The organism is Pseudomonas sp. TTU2014-080ASC, from assembly GCF_001446935.1.
Lineage (GTDB): Bacteria > Pseudomonadota > Gammaproteobacteria > Pseudomonadales > Pseudomonadaceae > Aquipseudomonas.
On sequence record NZ_LKKK01000014.1, the window covers coordinates 59,240 to 74,554 of the forward strand.

The following is a 15,315-nucleotide window of genomic DNA, read 5'->3' on the forward strand; positions in this document are numbered from 1 at the left end:
GATATGAACCAGGCCGCACTCGCGGCCTGCGGCTTGCTCAAGGAATTTCGATGCTCTCCATCTACAACACGCTGACCAAAAGCAAAGACGAATTCAAACCGTTAGTGGGTAACCAAGTACGCATGTATGTGTGCGGAATGACGGTTTACGACTTCTGTCACATTGGTCATGCGCGGGTAATGGTCGCTTTTGACGTCGTCACTCGCTGGTTGCGCCATCGCGGCTACGACGTGACTTACGTCCGCAATATCACCGACATCGACGACAAGATCATCAAGCGCGCCAATGAAAACGGTGAACCCTTTGAGGCTCTGGTCGCCCGCATGATCGCCGCCATGCATGAAGACGAAGCGCGCCTCAATGTGCTGCGTCCAGATCAGGAGCCGCGGGCGACTGATCACATCGCGGGCATGCACGAAATGATTCAGACCCTGATCGACAAAGGCTATGCCTATGCTCCTGGCAACGGTGATGTCTACTACCGCGTCGGCAAATTCGTCGGTTACGGCAAACTATCGCGCCGCAAAATTGATGAGCTGAAGATCGGAGCTCGTATTGAGGTCGATGAGATCAAAGAAGATCCGCTCGATTTTGTCTTGTGGAAATCCGCTAAGCCGGGCGAACCGAGCTGGCAGTCACCATGGGGAGCAGGTCGCCCGGGATGGCACATTGAGTGTTCGGTGATGTCCACTTGTTGCTTAGGTGAAACCTTCGATATTCACGGTGGCGGGCCGGACTTGGTGTTCCCGCACCATGAAAATGAAATCGCCCAGAGTGAGGCGGCCACCGGCAAGCTTTACGCTAATGCGTGGATGCATGCGGGGGCAGTACGCGTGGATGGCGAGAAGATGTCCAAATCACTGGGTAACTTTTTCACCATTCGTGAGGTGTTGGAAAAGTACCACCCGGAAGTGGTTCGCTATCTGCTGGTGTCCAGCCATTACCGCAGCCCGATCAACTACTCAGAAGACAGCCTGCGCGAAGCCAAAAGCGCCCTTGAGCGGTTTTATAACGCGCTTAAAGGGTTGCCTGCTGCTGAGGCTGCTGGCGGTGAAGACTATGTTGAGCGTTTTGCAGCTGCGATGGATGATGATTTCAACTCGCCTGAGGCCTGTGCTGTTCTGTTTGAACTTGCGCGGGAAATCAATCGCCTCCGCGATTCTGACGTACAGGCTGCGGCCGGATTAGCCGCTCGCCTTAAGATGTTGGCCTGTGTACTGGGGGTTCTGCAGCTGGAGCCTGAGGCGTTTTTACAAGCTGGGGCCGAAGGCAAGGTTGATTCGGCAGAGGTCGAAGCCCTGATTGCGGCTCGCCTGCAGGCGCGGGCTGAGAAAAACTGGGCTGAGTCTGACCGTATCCGTGATCAATTGACGTCGATGGGGGTGGTGCTCGAAGACAGCAAAGGCGGGACCACCTGGCGACTGGCAGAATAAATCAGCCAAATTACGCGCAGTTTTCCAAGTCTGTGGCTATGACACATTTCGCGTTTCGTGTGCGATCTGTGTCATCCTTTTGGGGTGAATGTGCCGAGCGAGCAAAGCTCTCGGCACATTGCCATTACCCACCACACACATCAAGGACGGTATATGCGAAAGACGTTTGCCTCAGTTCCGCGTTTTTTTCTTCTCTCCGGATTGGCAGTCGCCATAACTGGCTGCGCAGGCAATGGGCTGCGCTCAACAGTTAGTGTCAGTGAGCCTATTTCTCTCAATGGCGAGCTGACCACTCAAAGCAACGTCAATATCAACGATGGCTCTCGATATGAGCGTTACGGCCTGAGTGTAAATGCAGGTGGTGCTATTCGCGTTCAGCAGTCCGAAGCACTCGCCACACGACTGACACTGCTCGATGCAGAGGGGCGGCTTGTTGCAGGGCCGGGCCTTGATAGCCTGACATTCGTCGCGCCCAGCGCAGGCACCTATACCTTGGGGGTCAGTGGTAGTGGGGCTACCGACTATGGTCCATTCACACTCTCGTTGAGCCCTATTGAATCACGCAACGCCGGAAGTCTGGCTGCAGGCGACAGCTTCGCCGGCCAGTTGCTTGACTCGGGCAATAGCTACCAGTTAACAGTCAAAGAGCCTGCTATCTATACCGTGACAATGGTGTCCGATGCGTTTGATACGCATCTGGCACTGCAGGGCGGTGGGATAAACGCTGAGAATGATGATAGCGGCGAGGGCACAAACTCCAAACTGAGCTTGTATTTGCAACCAGGGACCTATCAAGTGCGCGCAAAAGGCTTGGAGGATGGTTCGAAGGGGGCTTACACGCTTGACGTAAATCGCCGTAACCTGCCTGAAGGTATCAAACTTACCAACAGCGGAACGCTGCACGCAGGGCAGAACATAACAGGCCTCGTCAGTATGGCTCCAGTCACCTACAGTCTTGAGCTCAAACAAGCATCACGTGTGCAATTGGAAATGCGCTCAGATGAGATCGACTCACTGCTCGTGCTCAGCGGCAATGGTCAAGAGTTCACAGATGATGACAGCGGCGGCGGCTCTGATGCCAAGCTAAGTGCGCTGTTGTTACCGGGGCGGTATCAGGTTGAGGCTAAAAGCATCAACGATCAGCCTGGTATTTTTCATCTGAGCTACCGCCAGATGCCAGCCTCCGAAAGTCGGCTCACGGCAGTGCGTCCAGGCCAATATGCCCAGGGAACGCACTCACAGAACCGTGCAGGGCAAGCGTCTATAGTTATCCCGGCATCCGGTAATTACGTGATTGACCTATCATCAGCAAGCTTCGATGCGATGCTTGAGCTCAGGGGGCAGGGGGTAGAATTGCAGGATGACGACAGCGGTGGTGGCACTAACGCCCGTATTAGCCATTATCTTGAGGCCGGAGAATATCGCGCCACAGTGTCGGCTGTGGACGGAGGCGCAGGCAGGTTCACGCTTTCAGTTCAGGCAGCAGACTGATCACTACCCAAAGCCCTCCCGGCCAAAGCCAGGAGGGCTTTTTATCATTTGTGTAGGTGTTCAGCAGCGTGCAGCGTGTTTTCTAGCAGGCCCGCACGGGTCATAGGGCCAACGCCACCTGGAACCGGAGTAATCCAGCCAGCGCGAGGCAGGGCGGTGTCGTAGGTGACATCACCAACTAACTTGCCATCTTCCTGTCGGTTGATACCAACGTCGATGACGATCGCGCCAGGCTTGATCCATTCGCCTTTAACCAAACCGGGTTTACCAGCCGCCACAACTACAATGTCTGCTTGACCGACATGCCCTGCCAGGTCTTTTGTGAAGCGGTGTGTGACGGTGACAGTACAGCCCGCCAGCAGCAGTTCAAGTGCCATTGGCCGGCCGACAATGTTGGACGCTCCCACAACAACAGCGTGCATGCCGTATAGATCAGCACCGGTGCTCTCAAGGAGCGTCATGATGCCTTTAGGAGTGCAAGGACGCAGCAGCGGCATGCGCTGGGCGAGACGGCCGATGTTATATGGATGGAAACCGTCTACGTCTTTATCAGGGCGAATACGTTCTAGCAGCGGAGATGAGTCGAGATGCTCCGGCAGCGGCAGCTGAACCAGAATGCCGTCAATCTGCGGGTCGTCATTCAAACGATCAATCAGCGACAGCAGCTCTTCTTGAGTCGTGCTGGCCGGCAGATCGTAGGCCTGCGACAGAAAGCCTACTTCTTCGCAATCTTTACGCTTATGCGAGACGTAAACTTGGGACGCAGGGTCGCTACCAACAAGAATTACTGCTAACCCCGGTGCTCGCAGGCCTTGCTGGCGTCGCTCGGCAACACGTTGGGCAATCTGCTGACGCAGGTTGGCGGCAATTGCTTTGCCATCGATCAGTTGGGCGGTCATTGCGCTTGATTAACCATTACTTGAATGAACAAAGGGTGCGTATTCTCGCATGACCAGCCTTTGGGGCAAAGGCAGAGGCGAGGGTTTTCACGTAACTCCTTTAAATAACTGAATTTTTTTGAATTTTTTTGTTGACGACCTATAGAGACCTCTATAACATTCGTCCCGCTTGTCGAGCACAGCCAGTCGCTGGGTAAGACGGCAAAGGTAGAAGCTGAAGAGTTTTTTCCCGAGCCGAAAGCTTTGATCTGCCAAGCAGATGTAAGCGCCCGTAGCTCAGCTGGATAGAGCATCCGCCTTCTAAGCGGATGGTCGCAGGTTCGAGTCCTGCCGGGTGCGCCATTTGGTGATCTTGGCTCAAGCAATGCAATATGGTGGGCGTAGCTCAGTTGGTAGAGCACAGGATTGTGACTCCTGTTGTCGTGGGTTCGATCCCCATCGTCCACCCCATATTCAAGAAATCGCCAGGTTAAACCCTGGCGTTTTCGTATAAAGCGATACATGCGGACCTGGTGAAATTGGTAGACACACTGGATTTAGGTTCCAGCGCCGCGAGGCGTGAGAGTTCGAGTCTCTCGGTCCGCACCATTTGATTCTCTGGTACTCCCAGTACTCAAATACATAAAGCCCTGACTTGTTCAGGGCTTTTTTGTTTCTGCAATTCAATCTTTTCGTATATCTCCCGCGCGGAAGAAGCCTGACGGCTTCTTTCTACTCAGCAATTAGCGCGGGAGTAGGAGGGTAGTACTCTTCCTGTAATCCTCGTACTGTGTGACATAGAAAAGGGTGCTGAAAGGTCGGCTTTGCTCGCGTTATGACTTAAGATGTCCGGTCGCAGAAAGAACCGTCATGGCCGTAGCCATGAAGGGCTTTCATTCTTTGCAAATGAGTGTGGTGAAGATGAACAAGCCTTTCATTTCGCTGTGTCCGGAGATTACGCGGGCACATGCGCTGACGTTGATGGAGTGGTTGGAAGACGAAAGAGTCACCCGTTATCTGAGTGATTCGCGCCATGTGTCCCGCTCCATTGAACAAGCTATCGATCGGACGCAACTGCCGATCCTTACGCATCTTTTTAACCGGGGCGGCCGATTTTTCATGGCCTATGACCGGCATGATGACCCTGTTGGTTTTGTCCGGCTGATCAAGACCGGCGCAGATTGCGAGATTGTCCTCGTCATCGGCGACAGCGCTAAATGGGGGCAAAACCTAGGCTCCCGGACGATCAGTGAAAGCATGAAGTTGGCTTTTCTGGACATGCGAGCAGAGAAACTGATTGCCAAAATCCATCCCGATAACGTGCGCTCTCTGAAGGCCTTCCTGCGCAGCGGCTTTCAGCTTGAGAGTGAGTCCCCGGCACTGAAGTTATTCGCAATGACAGCAGGGAATTATCTCCAGCTTTTGCGCAAAGGTGCCTTGAGCGACTCGGCGGGGATTTTCATTACCGAAATCGACAAGTCGCGGCTTGAAAGCCTGATACTGTTTGAGCAGGGGCCGGCCGTCATTGACCTCGAGCACGAGCTCGAACGCGCAATTATCGTTAAGCCGGAAAAGGTTGCCCGGAATGTTGTAACGATGAACTCACGCACCTTATTACAGTTGGATGACGAAGAGTTGGAAGTTGCGTTGGTCTATCCCGAAGATGCAGATAGCGGCGCAGGCAAGCATTCTGTTTGTTCTGAAATTGGTGCTGCGATTCTGGGGTACCAGGAGGGAGACTCCATCGACTGGCGGATTTCAGATCGAACTCGTCGCATCCAAATCAGGAAGGTGCTTTACCAGCCTGAGTCAGCAGGCGATTTCCATCTTTAGATGTGTACTGATTAAACTCAGGAGCGAGGCCGGCCAAGGGGCGGGTCTCGTGCTGTTTAAATTTGGAAGTGGAATGAACCAGATCCTGAAGTGGTGCATAGGTCTACATCAATATTGCATTCTATTTAACATAATATACATTATGCGAATTGAAGTGTCAGTAACGTACAGACTAACCCTCCACGTAATCAGCCCTATCAAACTCATATCCATGTTCAAGCAAATCGCGTTTGACTACCTGAAGAGAATGCTAGAAAACCAAGTAGCTTGTTGCTGGGGGCAATATTTAGATTCGCATTTGATACTACTGCAGGTGGACTGCAATCGAGCGCCTGTGGCGAGGCATGCAAAATTGAACCACGTGACGGCTTGCGTGAGGATGCTGATCGGTTGTACTGCCTAGGCCGCTCAGACTGCCGGTGATGGAGGGTTTTGAGGTTGCGGCGATCTGCTCTGTCAATTATCAGTAGTGCCGGACTATGAGTTCAAAGCCTGCTGCTAATCAAGTCGCAGACAAGCTGGCGGTCTAGAGCCCTCTCCTTATCTATTATTTTCCAGGTGATTTACCGTTTTAATGCTTCATCTTCAGTTGTGCTTTTTAGCGGGCAAAGAAAAACCCGGCTATTGCCGGGTTTTTCTAGTAAAACTCAGTTCAATTACTGACGAACTTGAGCTTCTACTTCAGCTTCTACGCGACGGTTAACAGCGCGGCCTTCAGCAGTTGCGTTATCAGCAACTGGGCGGGATTCGCCGTAACCAGCAGCGCTTACGCGGCTGCTATCAACGCCGTACTGGTTAACCAGCACTTCACGAACAGCGTTTGCGCGGTTTTCGGACAGCTTCTGGTTGTAGGCATCGCTACCTACGGAGTCAGTGTGACCTTCAACCACGGTGGTGGTTTGTGGGTACTGATTCATGAAGTCAGCCAGGTTTTTGATGTCGCCGTAGCTTTCTTCTTTAACGGAAGACTTGTCGAAGTCGAACTTAACGTCCAGCTCAACACGTACCAGCTCCAGCGGCTCTTCAACCGGAGTCGGCTCTGGAGTCGGCTCAACAGCTGCTACAACCGGAGCAGGCTTGCTGCCGCCACCGAAGTTAACACCGATACCTACGCTTGGTGCCCACTCAGTGTCACCTTGGTCGATGTTGTACTGAGCTTCCACGCCAGCACGGGCATAGAAGTTGTCAGTGATGTAGAACTTGGCACCGCCACCGACGTTAGCGAAGGTAGAACGGTTGCGGGAGTTGCGGCCGTTCTGATCGATGCTCTGATCGGAGAAGCCGGCGGAGATGTATGGGCGAACCACATCACCTGGGTTGTTGAAGTGGTACAGAGCGTCCAGAGCGGTGTTGGCGCCCTTCACGTTCTTGCCGTCGTTTGCGCGAGCGTTGTGCACTTCGTCATAGGCCAGACGCAGCTCAACATCGTCGGTCAGGAAGTAACCGATGCTACCGCCGAATAGGTTGCCGTCATTTTTGAACTCACGAGCACTATCGAAGTACTGTTTCTTGGCGAAGCCCTCAATTTCAACTGCACCTTGACCTTGAGCCAGTGCGCTGAGAGAGGACGAGGCCAGCAGCGAACCGATGACGACGCCGAGTGTGTTTTTCAATTTCATTACGAGAATCCCTTATCTTGTGTGCTCAGTAAGTTGTCTGACAAACAAGACAACTCTGCAGGTTATTCTAACAGAAACAACCTGTAATTAGGACAGCATTCCACCTAATTAAGTTTCACTTCCGTCAGAAAATTTGTCACGCAGGCGATCAAGCGCGCGTTTGTAACGCATTTTAGTCGCACTTAATCCCATGTGCATAATATCAGCGATTTCTTGAAACTCCAGTTCGGCTACAAATCTTAGGACTAGAATTTCTCTGTCGATTGGGTTGACATGAACTAACCAACGATCCAGCCCACCCTTGTCCTCAATTTTAGGGGACTTCTCATCCGAAGCTTCTTCTATCGGGTCAAGGCTCAGGGCGTCGATCAGGCGGCGCTTACGGCGCTCTTTACGATACTGAGTAATGCATTCGTTATATGTGATGCTGTAAAGCCAAGTCTTAAACTTAGATTTACCCTCAAAGTTTTTAAGGCCATACAGAACCTTGAGCATTACTTCCTGACAAACATCGTCTGCGTCTCGTTCATTACCCAGATAGCGTGCGCACACGTTGAACAGTGTGCGCTGATATCGCCGCATCAACTCTTCATATGCGCGTGTAATGTGAAACAGCTCATCGTGAGCACGCGCGGCAAGCTCTTCGTCTGAGAGTGTGCTTGGGTCGTAACGCGAAGGCGCTGTGGTGGTTTTATTCAAAACGAGTCGGGCCGACATTCAATACAAAAGCCGCGCGAGCAAGCGCTCGCGGATTGGCCGCATACAATAGCAGGGAATGAGCTTATCGGCTGCTAACGCGTTGATCGAGCAAGGTGCGATTAGAGACTGAGATCAGTTCGCCATCATCGGTAAGCAGTGTTGTTTTGACAGTTCCGATCTCCTCAATCTGCCCCTCTACCCCGCCTACTTCGACATATTGTCCAACTTCGTAGAGTTCGCGCACATAAATACCGGCAAGAATCTGACTGGCAATGTCGCGACTGCCAAGTCCAAGTGCTAGGGCAACTGCCAGACCAGCGGATATCAAAACAATCGCAATGACGTTGTTGAGCAAGTCTGTTTTGACTTCAAGCTGACCGATCGCAACCGAGATGCTGATAATGATCACCAGCCCTTGTGCAATGCGTCCAAGGCCGTGTGCGTATTCAAGACCGACTCCTTCGGCTGCGCCGCGAACTAGGCCACTGACTAAGTGCCCAAGCAGCACGCCGCCAAGTAGGAGCAGGGCCGCACCGAATACTTTAGGCAGATACAGAGCCAGGACGTCCAGGGTTGCTGATACGCGCTCAAGTCCAAGGGACTCAGCTGCGGAAACCAAGAAAATCAACAACACGAACCAGTAGACAATCTTGCCGATAAGGGTCGAAACGGGGGCCTGAATACCTGCGCGTGACAGCAGTTTGGTCAGACCTGTGCCCGCCATCAGGCGATCCAGCCCAACCTTGCCCAGAAGCTTTGAGAGCAGAGTGTCGAGCAGTTTAGCGACGACGAACCCCAGCAGAACCAGAATCAGTGCGACGAAAAGATTCGGTATAAACCCAGCAACTTTGGTCCATAAGGCTGTCATTGCAGCGACCAAACTATGAGTCCAGGGATCGAGTTCCATATCAGTCAACCTTATTTGTCGAGCGTGTTGTGGTTTTACGACGGGATACTGGTGCCAGGTGAGGCGAGCCATTGTTCAGAGCAATCATCAGTGCACTGAGACAATTGCCCATTAGGCTGAACATGTCCCCTGCTCCAACCTGGCGATTGGCAGTTTTGAGGACGCGATTGAGGCAGGCGTCGTCATCGCGGTTGGTGGCCGATGACTTGAGCAAATCGCGCAGGGATTCTTCAAATGGGTCGTGCATACGAACCTCACGGGATGTCTCGGCTAGACGAGTTCAGTAATGGGCAAGTCACATTAGACCCAACGTAGCTTGCGGAATAAAAGCCACTGCCCCGCTGCTACCAGAGCGATAGCACCACAGGCAATCAAAAAGGCCCAGGGGTTATCCGCACCGGGGATTCCGCCAACATTGATCCCGAGTAAACCGGTTAAAAAACTCATGGGCAAGAAAATGCAAGTGATCACGGCAAAACGATACATGGTCCGGTTCATCCGCTCATTCATGCGCCTGTTTTCGGACTCCAGCATGAGATTGACCCGCTCACGGTTGAGTTCAAGCTCCTCAAGGTAACGGGTCAAACGGTTATTCAGCTCGTTCCAGTAGCCAATATTTCCGTTAGAGAACCAACTGAATGCATTGCCTGTGATCTGCGCGAAAATGTCGCGCTGAGGGGCCAGGAAGCGGCGCAGGCTGGCTGCTCGCCGTCTGATCTGCATGAGCATGGCATGGTCCGGTGCAGGATTATCCAGCGCGTCTGCCCGCTCCTCTTCAGCATCTACTTGCTCGCCCAGCTCAGAAACCAGCAGATCGATCTTGTCGGTCATGTAGTGGGCCATGCTGAGGATCAGCTCAGCTGCGGTTTTAGGACCTCGCCCTTCGAGCAAGTCCTCAATCAGCTCTTCGGTCGCGTGCAGGGGGCGCAGGCGCAGCGAAATGGCGCGTTGTCCATCGGCGAAAATGCGTGCCGACACCATGTCTTCAGGCTCTGCGCCAGGGTTGAGGTTGAGTCCGCGCAGAAAAAGTAATAACTGATTGTTAGGTAGAGCCAGTAAGCGTGGGCGCGTGTTTTGCTCCAACAGCAGATCGCAGACAAACTCATTCAAGCCACTTTCCTGTCGTAGCCAGGATTGTGTCTGAGGGTGGCTGCGATCCCAATGCAACCAGAGGCTTTCATGCTTCTCTAGCTGCAATTCCTGCAGGTCCTGGCGAGCGATGCTGCGAGCACCGCCCTTCCCGTTAAGGACGAATGCGTGCAGCAAGCCCCACTGGGCGTTGTCGTCCTCGTACATTGCGCTTTCCTGCAAGCCTTTTACTCCGGCATTTTCAGGGCAGATGGCGACACAATAACGCCATTGTTGTCTGCGTAAACAAATTCGCCCGGGCGGAATGTCACTCCACCAAAGGTGACTGCGACATTAAGGTCACCGATGCCACGCTTGTCCGTCTTCATGGGGTGACTAGCCAGTGCCTGGATGCCGAGATTGGTTTGTGCGAGAACATCGACGTCTCGTACGCAGCCGTAAACGATGATGCCTTCCCAACCATTTTTGGCGGCTTTTTCAGCCAGCATGTCCCCCAGGAGTGCTCGGCGCATAGATGCACCGCCATCAACCACCATGACCTTGCCTTTACCTGGTTGCTCAACCTGTTCTTTGACTAGGGAGTTATCTTCGAAACATTTGACAGTGACAATTTCACCGCCGAAGGAGTCGCAGCCGCCAAAGTTGCTGAACATAGGCTCAACGACTTGCACCAGCTCAGGATAAGCGTCGCACAGATCTGGGGTGATGTACTGCATGGCAAAACTCCTTGTGGCGTTATTGGTTTCGGTCAAGAAATTGATAATGCTTGCTTATCATAAGCTACTGAAGTGACGAATAAACCTGTGACAGCTCATTTGGTCAGCAATTGTAGGATTGCAACTGTCCGGTCATTTTTTGCTCAGGAACAGGCCGGTGACTGTTTTTCTGAAGCCACTTCCTGATCAATGGCCATACTTCGCGTTGCGCTTCTTTGCTGATGAGCATTTCGACGTGACCAAAGTCACTGCTGAATCCCTGTCGTTTGCCTAGAAGCAGCAGCTCTTTGGATGATGATCCGAAGTGCTGCAACATTTTTTCGCAAGCCCATGCCGGGTCCATTTTGTCTGCTGTCGCCGTAACAGACATGACTGGAACCTCCACGTCATTCAAGCCTGACCACCAGTCGCGTTCTGCTGAGCGAAAGCGGCCAAATAACCCATGCCATCGCATTGCTTCAATGGCCACGCTTGCTGGCTCATCTTCAGGGCCGCGCTTCAAGTCAGGGCCAGACAAGGTGCTCTTGAGTTTCAGTACTAACCGTGCGATCCACTCAACAGGAGGGATTTTTAGTGACCAGTGGGCGCTACTGACCTGGCTGCCAAATAAAATGCATGAGGCAATTTTCTCCTGATCCAGATACATACCCCCCAATGCAGCTGCCACGATAACTCCGCCCAGCGAGTGCCCAAGCCAATGCGCTTTTTGCGGATTGAGTTCATAAACAAACTCGGCGATCGCTGGCAGATCAAAACGCACGTAGTCATTTACGGTGTTTTTCAGATAGCTCTGGTTACGAGGTGAAAGACCGTGACCGCGCATTTCAGCAATCCAGACATCAAAACCTTCTCGGGCAAGATAGGCCCCAAGTCCGATTCCTTTGGGTGAATACCAAAAGCGGCGGTTGGAAAAACTACCGGGTACAAGAATGACCGGAGTCCCCCGATGCCCTTCATCACCAGCTCTGCCAAGCCGGGTTAGCGCCAGTTCAACGCTGTAGTCAGGACTATTGCCAGGTTTGAGACGGTAAACGTCTTCGGTGAGATCTCCACGAAAGTCGGCACTGATAAGGGCGACAGGGAATAGCTTGCTGCTGCTTTGCATCTTTCTACTGGCACAAAAAAGGGCAGGTGTTAGCCCGCCCTTAAAATGGATGTTAACGCTGTTTAGGCAGTCTGACCTTCAGCGAGGAAGAACCAGGTATCCAGCACGGAATCCGGGTTCAGCGACACGCTTTCAATGCCCTGCTCCATCAGCCAGCGCGCCAGATCAGGGTGATCAGACGGGCCCTGGCCGCAGATGCCAATGTATTTGCCCGCCTTGTTACAGGCCTGAATGGCATTGCTCAGCAGCTTTTTAACCGCTGGGTTACGCTCATCGAACAGGTGCGCAATGATGCCGGAGTCGCGATCCAGGCCCAGTGTAAGCTGAGTCAGGTCGTTGGAACCGATGGAGAAACCGTCGAAGTACTCGAGGAACTCGTCAGCCAGCAGTGCGTTGGATGGCAGCTCACACATCATGATGATGCGCAGGCCGTTTTCGCCACGGGCAAGACCATTAGCGGCCAACAGATCGATAACTTGGCTTGCTTCGCCCAGTGTACGAACGAACGGAACCATGATCTCGACGTTAGTCAGCCCCATTTCATTGCGGACTTTCTTCAGGGCACGGCACTCAAGCTCGAAGCAGTCACGGAAAGACTCGCTGATGTAGCGCGAAGCACCGCGGAAGCCCAGCATCGGGTTCTCTTCTTCCGGCTCGTACAGTTTGCCGCCGATCAGGTTGGCGTATTCGTTGGACTTGAAGTCCGACAGGCGCACGATGACTTTTTTCGGCCAGAATGCGGCAGCCAGGGTGCTGATGCCTTCAACCAGCTTTTCAACGTAGAAGTTGACCGGATCGCTGTAGCCTGCAGTGCGCTTTTCAACGCTGTCTTTCAGCTCTGGCGGCAACCCTGCGTAGTTCAGCAGTGCTTTCGGGTGCACACCGATCATGCGGTTGATGATGAACTCCAGACGAGCCAGGCCAACGCCCTCGTTCGGCAGTTGGGCAAAGTCGAAAGCACGGTCCGGGTTGCCAACGTTCATCATGATCTTGAATGGAAGATCAGGCATGGCGTCGACCGAGTTGGTACGCACATCAAAGCCCAGCTCACCTTCGAAGATGAAACCGGTGTCACCCTCAGCACAGGAAACAGTCACACCCTGCCCGTCTTTCAGGGCCTGGGTAGCGTTGCCGCAGCCAACTACAGCTGGAATGCCCAGCTCACGGGCGATGATCGCAGCGTGGCAAGTACGACCGCCACGGTTGGTCACGATTGCGCTTGCGCGCTTCATCACTGGTTCCCAATCTGGGTCTGTCATGTCGGAAACCAGCACGTCGCCTGGCTGTACCTTGTCCATTTCAGATACGTCGTTGATGACGCGGACACGGCCTGCACCGATCTTCTGACCGATTGCACGGCCTTCAACCAGAACTGAGCCTTTTTCTTTAAGCAGGTAACGCTCCATAACATTGACGTTGGAGCGACTTTTTACAGTCTCAGGACGGGCCTGCACGATGTACAGCTTGCCGTCGTCACCGTCTTTGGCCCACTCGATGTCCATTGGACGGCCGTAGTGTTTCTCGATGATCATGGCCTGTTTGGCCAGTTCGCAGACTTCAGCGTCAGTCAGACAGAAACGGGCACGGTCAGCGCGATCAACATCAACCACTTTGACCGACTTACCGGCTTTGGCTTCATCGCCGTAAACCATCTTGATGGCTTTGCTGCCCAGGTTGCGGCGCAGAATGGCCGGGCGACCTGCTTCCAAGGTCTGCTTGTGTACGTAGAACTCATCCGGGTTCACAGCACCCTGTACAACGGTTTCACCGAGGCCATAGGCGCCAGTGATGAATACCACGTCGCGGAAACCGGATTCGGTATCCAAAGTGAACATCACGCCAGCAGTACCGGTTTCGGAGCGCACCATGCGCTGCACGCCAGCGGACAGGGCTACCAATTTATGGTCAAAGCCTTGGTGTACGCGGTACGCGATAGCACGGTCGTTGAACAGCGAAGCGAATACTTCCTTAGCTGCGCGGATAACGTTATCGACACCACGAATGTTGAGGAAGGTTTCTTGCTGGCCTGCGAAGGAGGCATCCGGCAGGTCTTCTGCAGTTGCGGACGATCGAACGGCTACCGCCATGTTGTCGTTACCACCTGACATGGCAGCAAAAGCTTCGCGAATCTGCTTATCCAGTTCTGCAGGGAAAGGTGCATCCATCACCCACTGACGAATTTCTGCACCAGTTTTGGCCAGTGCGTTTACATCGTCGACATCCAGAGCATCGAGTGCTGCGTGAATTTGCGCATTCAGCCCACTCTGCTCGAGAAAGTCCCGGTAGGCCTGGGCCGTGGTAGCAAAGCCGCCAGGTACGGAAACGCCAGCCCCTGACAGGTTGCTGATCATCTCGCCCAGGGAGGCGTTCTTGCCCCCTACGTGCTCAACATCGTGATTGCCGAGCTTATCGAGGGAAACTACGTACTCTACCAAGGTGATCTCTCCACTTAGGTGTTGGAAAAGCTCATGGGTCAGGCACTTGCAGCAGCGTTGTACGCCAGCTGTGTGGCCTGCCCCTGGAAAATAAGTAACAATGCCGCGCAGGTTGGCCCTGCCAAACGGGCCATATAATAGCCAAGAACAGTTCCCAGCTTAAGGCCCACGGCGCAAATGAAACGTACCGCTTTCTTCATCTCCGATGGCACTGGTATCACTGCCGAAACACTAGGCCAGAGCCTGTTAGCGCAGTTTGAGACCATCGATTTCGTCAAACTCACGCGTCCCTACATCGACACCGTAGATAAAGCGCGCGCCATGGTACAACAAATCAATGCAGCCGCCGAGAAAGACGGCAGTAAACCCATTATTTTTGACACACTTGTCAATCAGGAAATTCGTGAAGTACTCGCCGAGTCTGAAGGATTCATGATCGACATCTTCTCGTCTTTCCTTGCCCCGCTTGAACAGGAACTGGCATCCCGCTCTTCTTACTCGGTGGGTAAATCCCACGCCATCGGCCAGAGCTCTAAATACATGGAGCGGATCGAGGCGGTGAACTTTGCCCTCGACAATGACGATGGTGCCCGCACCCAGCACTACGATAAAGCTGACCTGATCCTTGTGGGTGTTTCCCGCTGCGGTAAAACACCCACCTGCCTGTATATGGCCATGCAGTACGGCATCCGCGCCGCTAACTATCCACTAACTGAAGAAGACATGGAGCGCTTGCAGCTCCCCGCGATCCTCAAGCAACACCGGCACAAGCTGTTTGGCTTGACCATCGATCCGGATCGACTCACTGCAATCCGTCACGAGCGTAAACCCAACAGTCGCTATGCCAGCTTTGCTCAATGTGAGTTTGAGGTGCGCGAGGTTGAAAGCCTGTTCCGCCGTGAAGGCATCGCATACCTCAACTCAACCTCTTTCTCAGTTGAAGAGATTTCCGCCAAGATTCTGGTGGAAAAAGGTGTTGAGCGTCGTCTCAAGTAAGAATTGCTGTGCTTTCGCGGCTGAAGCCGTCCCTACAATACCTCAGCTGTAGAGGCAGCTTCAGTCGCGCAGAAGCTAATCCCAATTCTCTAAATACCTCTTAATACATTGAGT

The 15,315-nt window shown here is 53.2% G+C and carries 13 protein-coding genes and 3 tRNA genes; 7 read left to right on the plus strand and 9 right to left on the minus strand.

All coding sequences use genetic code 11. The features are described 5' to 3' along the window. Positions 1–50: 50 nt before the first annotated feature. Together cysS and AO726_RS17960 are read left to right on the plus strand one after the other, a co-directional pair. Entirely contained in the window at positions 51–1,433 is a 1,383-nt protein-coding gene (gene cysS / locus AO726_RS17955) for a cysteine--tRNA ligase (protein WP_058069485.1), read from the plus strand. Between the two features lie 90 nt (positions 1,434–1,523). Continuing rightward, the gene (locus tag AO726_RS17960; RefSeq protein ID WP_152987316.1) at positions 1,524–2,924 is read left to right on the plus strand and encodes a hypothetical protein; all 1,401 of its coding nucleotides are present in this window, start codon (positions 1,524–1,526) and stop codon (positions 2,922–2,924) included. 44 nt (positions 2,925–2,968) lie between these two features. Here the strand turns inward: AO726_RS17960 and folD are convergent, their stop codons facing one another. Then, positions 2,969–3,823 (minus strand): bifunctional methylenetetrahydrofolate dehydrogenase/methenyltetrahydrofolate cyclohydrolase FolD, encoded by an 855-nt coding sequence (folD, locus tag AO726_RS17965; RefSeq protein ID WP_058069487.1) that lies wholly within the window; start codon positions 3,821–3,823, stop codon positions 2,969–2,971. A gap of 265 nt (positions 3,824–4,088) precedes the next feature. On the opposite strand from folD, the gene AO726_RS17970 reads away from it, so the two are divergent. From AO726_RS17970 to AO726_RS17985, 4 genes are all read left to right on the plus strand, one after another. Next, positions 4,089–4,165 (plus strand) — tRNA-Arg (locus AO726_RS17970). A 32-nt stretch (positions 4,166–4,197) separates the two neighbouring features. After that, positions 4,198–4,273: transfer RNA gene (locus AO726_RS17975), tRNA-His, on the plus strand. Between the two features lie 53 nt (positions 4,274–4,326). Continuing rightward, positions 4,327–4,411, plus strand: a tRNA-Leu gene (locus AO726_RS17980). A 261-nt stretch (positions 4,412–4,672) separates the two neighbouring features. Next, on the plus strand, positions 4,673–5,635 hold the full coding sequence (locus AO726_RS17985; protein ID WP_058069488.1) for a bifunctional GNAT family N-acetyltransferase/nucleoside diphosphate kinase regulator: 963 nt from the start codon (positions 4,673–4,675) through the stop codon (positions 5,633–5,635). A gap of 656 nt (positions 5,636–6,291) precedes the next feature. Here the strand turns inward: AO726_RS17985 and AO726_RS17995 are convergent. From AO726_RS17995 to ppsA, 8 genes are all read right to left on the minus strand, one after another. Continuing rightward, positions 6,292–7,254, minus strand: coding sequence for an OmpA family protein (locus tag AO726_RS17995; protein WP_058069490.1), 963 nt, complete (start codon positions 7,252–7,254; stop codon positions 6,292–6,294). Positions 7,255–7,362: 108 nt separating this feature from the next. Next, positions 7,363–7,971: an RNA polymerase sigma factor SigX gene (sigX, locus tag AO726_RS18000; protein ID WP_152987317.1), complete on the minus strand. Its 609-nt coding sequence runs from the start codon at positions 7,969–7,971 to the stop codon at positions 7,363–7,365. Positions 7,972–8,035: 64 nt separating this feature from the next. After that, complete coding sequence (locus tag AO726_RS18005) at positions 8,036–8,860, minus strand: mechanosensitive ion channel family protein (RefSeq protein ID WP_058069492.1); 825 nt, start codon at positions 8,858–8,860, stop codon at positions 8,036–8,038. 1 nt (position 8,861) lies between these two features. After that, on the minus strand, positions 8,862–9,107 hold the full coding sequence (locus AO726_RS18010; protein ID WP_058069493.1) for a hypothetical protein: 246 nt from the start codon (positions 9,105–9,107) through the stop codon (positions 8,862–8,864). A 53-nt stretch (positions 9,108–9,160) separates the two neighbouring features. Beyond that, positions 9,161–10,156 carry a zinc transporter ZntB gene (locus tag AO726_RS18015; RefSeq protein WP_058069494.1) on the minus strand — a complete coding sequence of 332 codons (996 nt, stop codon included), beginning with the start codon at positions 10,154–10,156 and terminating at the stop codon, positions 9,161–9,163. Positions 10,157–10,176: 20 nt separating this feature from the next. Next, complete coding sequence (gene rraA / locus AO726_RS18020; RefSeq protein ID WP_058069495.1) at positions 10,177–10,665, minus strand: ribonuclease E activity regulator RraA; 489 nt, start codon at positions 10,663–10,665, stop codon at positions 10,177–10,179. A gap of 103 nt (positions 10,666–10,768) precedes the next feature. Then, positions 10,769–11,770, minus strand: a complete 1,002-nt coding sequence (locus AO726_RS18025; protein WP_058069496.1) for an alpha/beta fold hydrolase — start codon at positions 11,768–11,770, stop codon at positions 10,769–10,771. Between the two features lie 62 nt (positions 11,771–11,832). Further along, positions 11,833–14,205: a phosphoenolpyruvate synthase gene (gene ppsA, locus AO726_RS18030; RefSeq protein ID WP_058069497.1), complete on the minus strand. Its 2,373-nt coding sequence runs from the start codon at positions 14,203–14,205 to the stop codon at positions 11,833–11,835. Between the two features lie 177 nt (positions 14,206–14,382). On the opposite strand from ppsA, the gene ppsR reads away from it, so the two are divergent. Then, positions 14,383–15,201, plus strand: a complete 819-nt coding sequence (gene ppsR / locus AO726_RS18035; protein WP_058069498.1) for a posphoenolpyruvate synthetase regulatory kinase/phosphorylase PpsR — start codon at positions 14,383–14,385, stop codon at positions 15,199–15,201. The last annotated feature ends 114 nt before the right edge of the window (positions 15,202–15,315 follow it).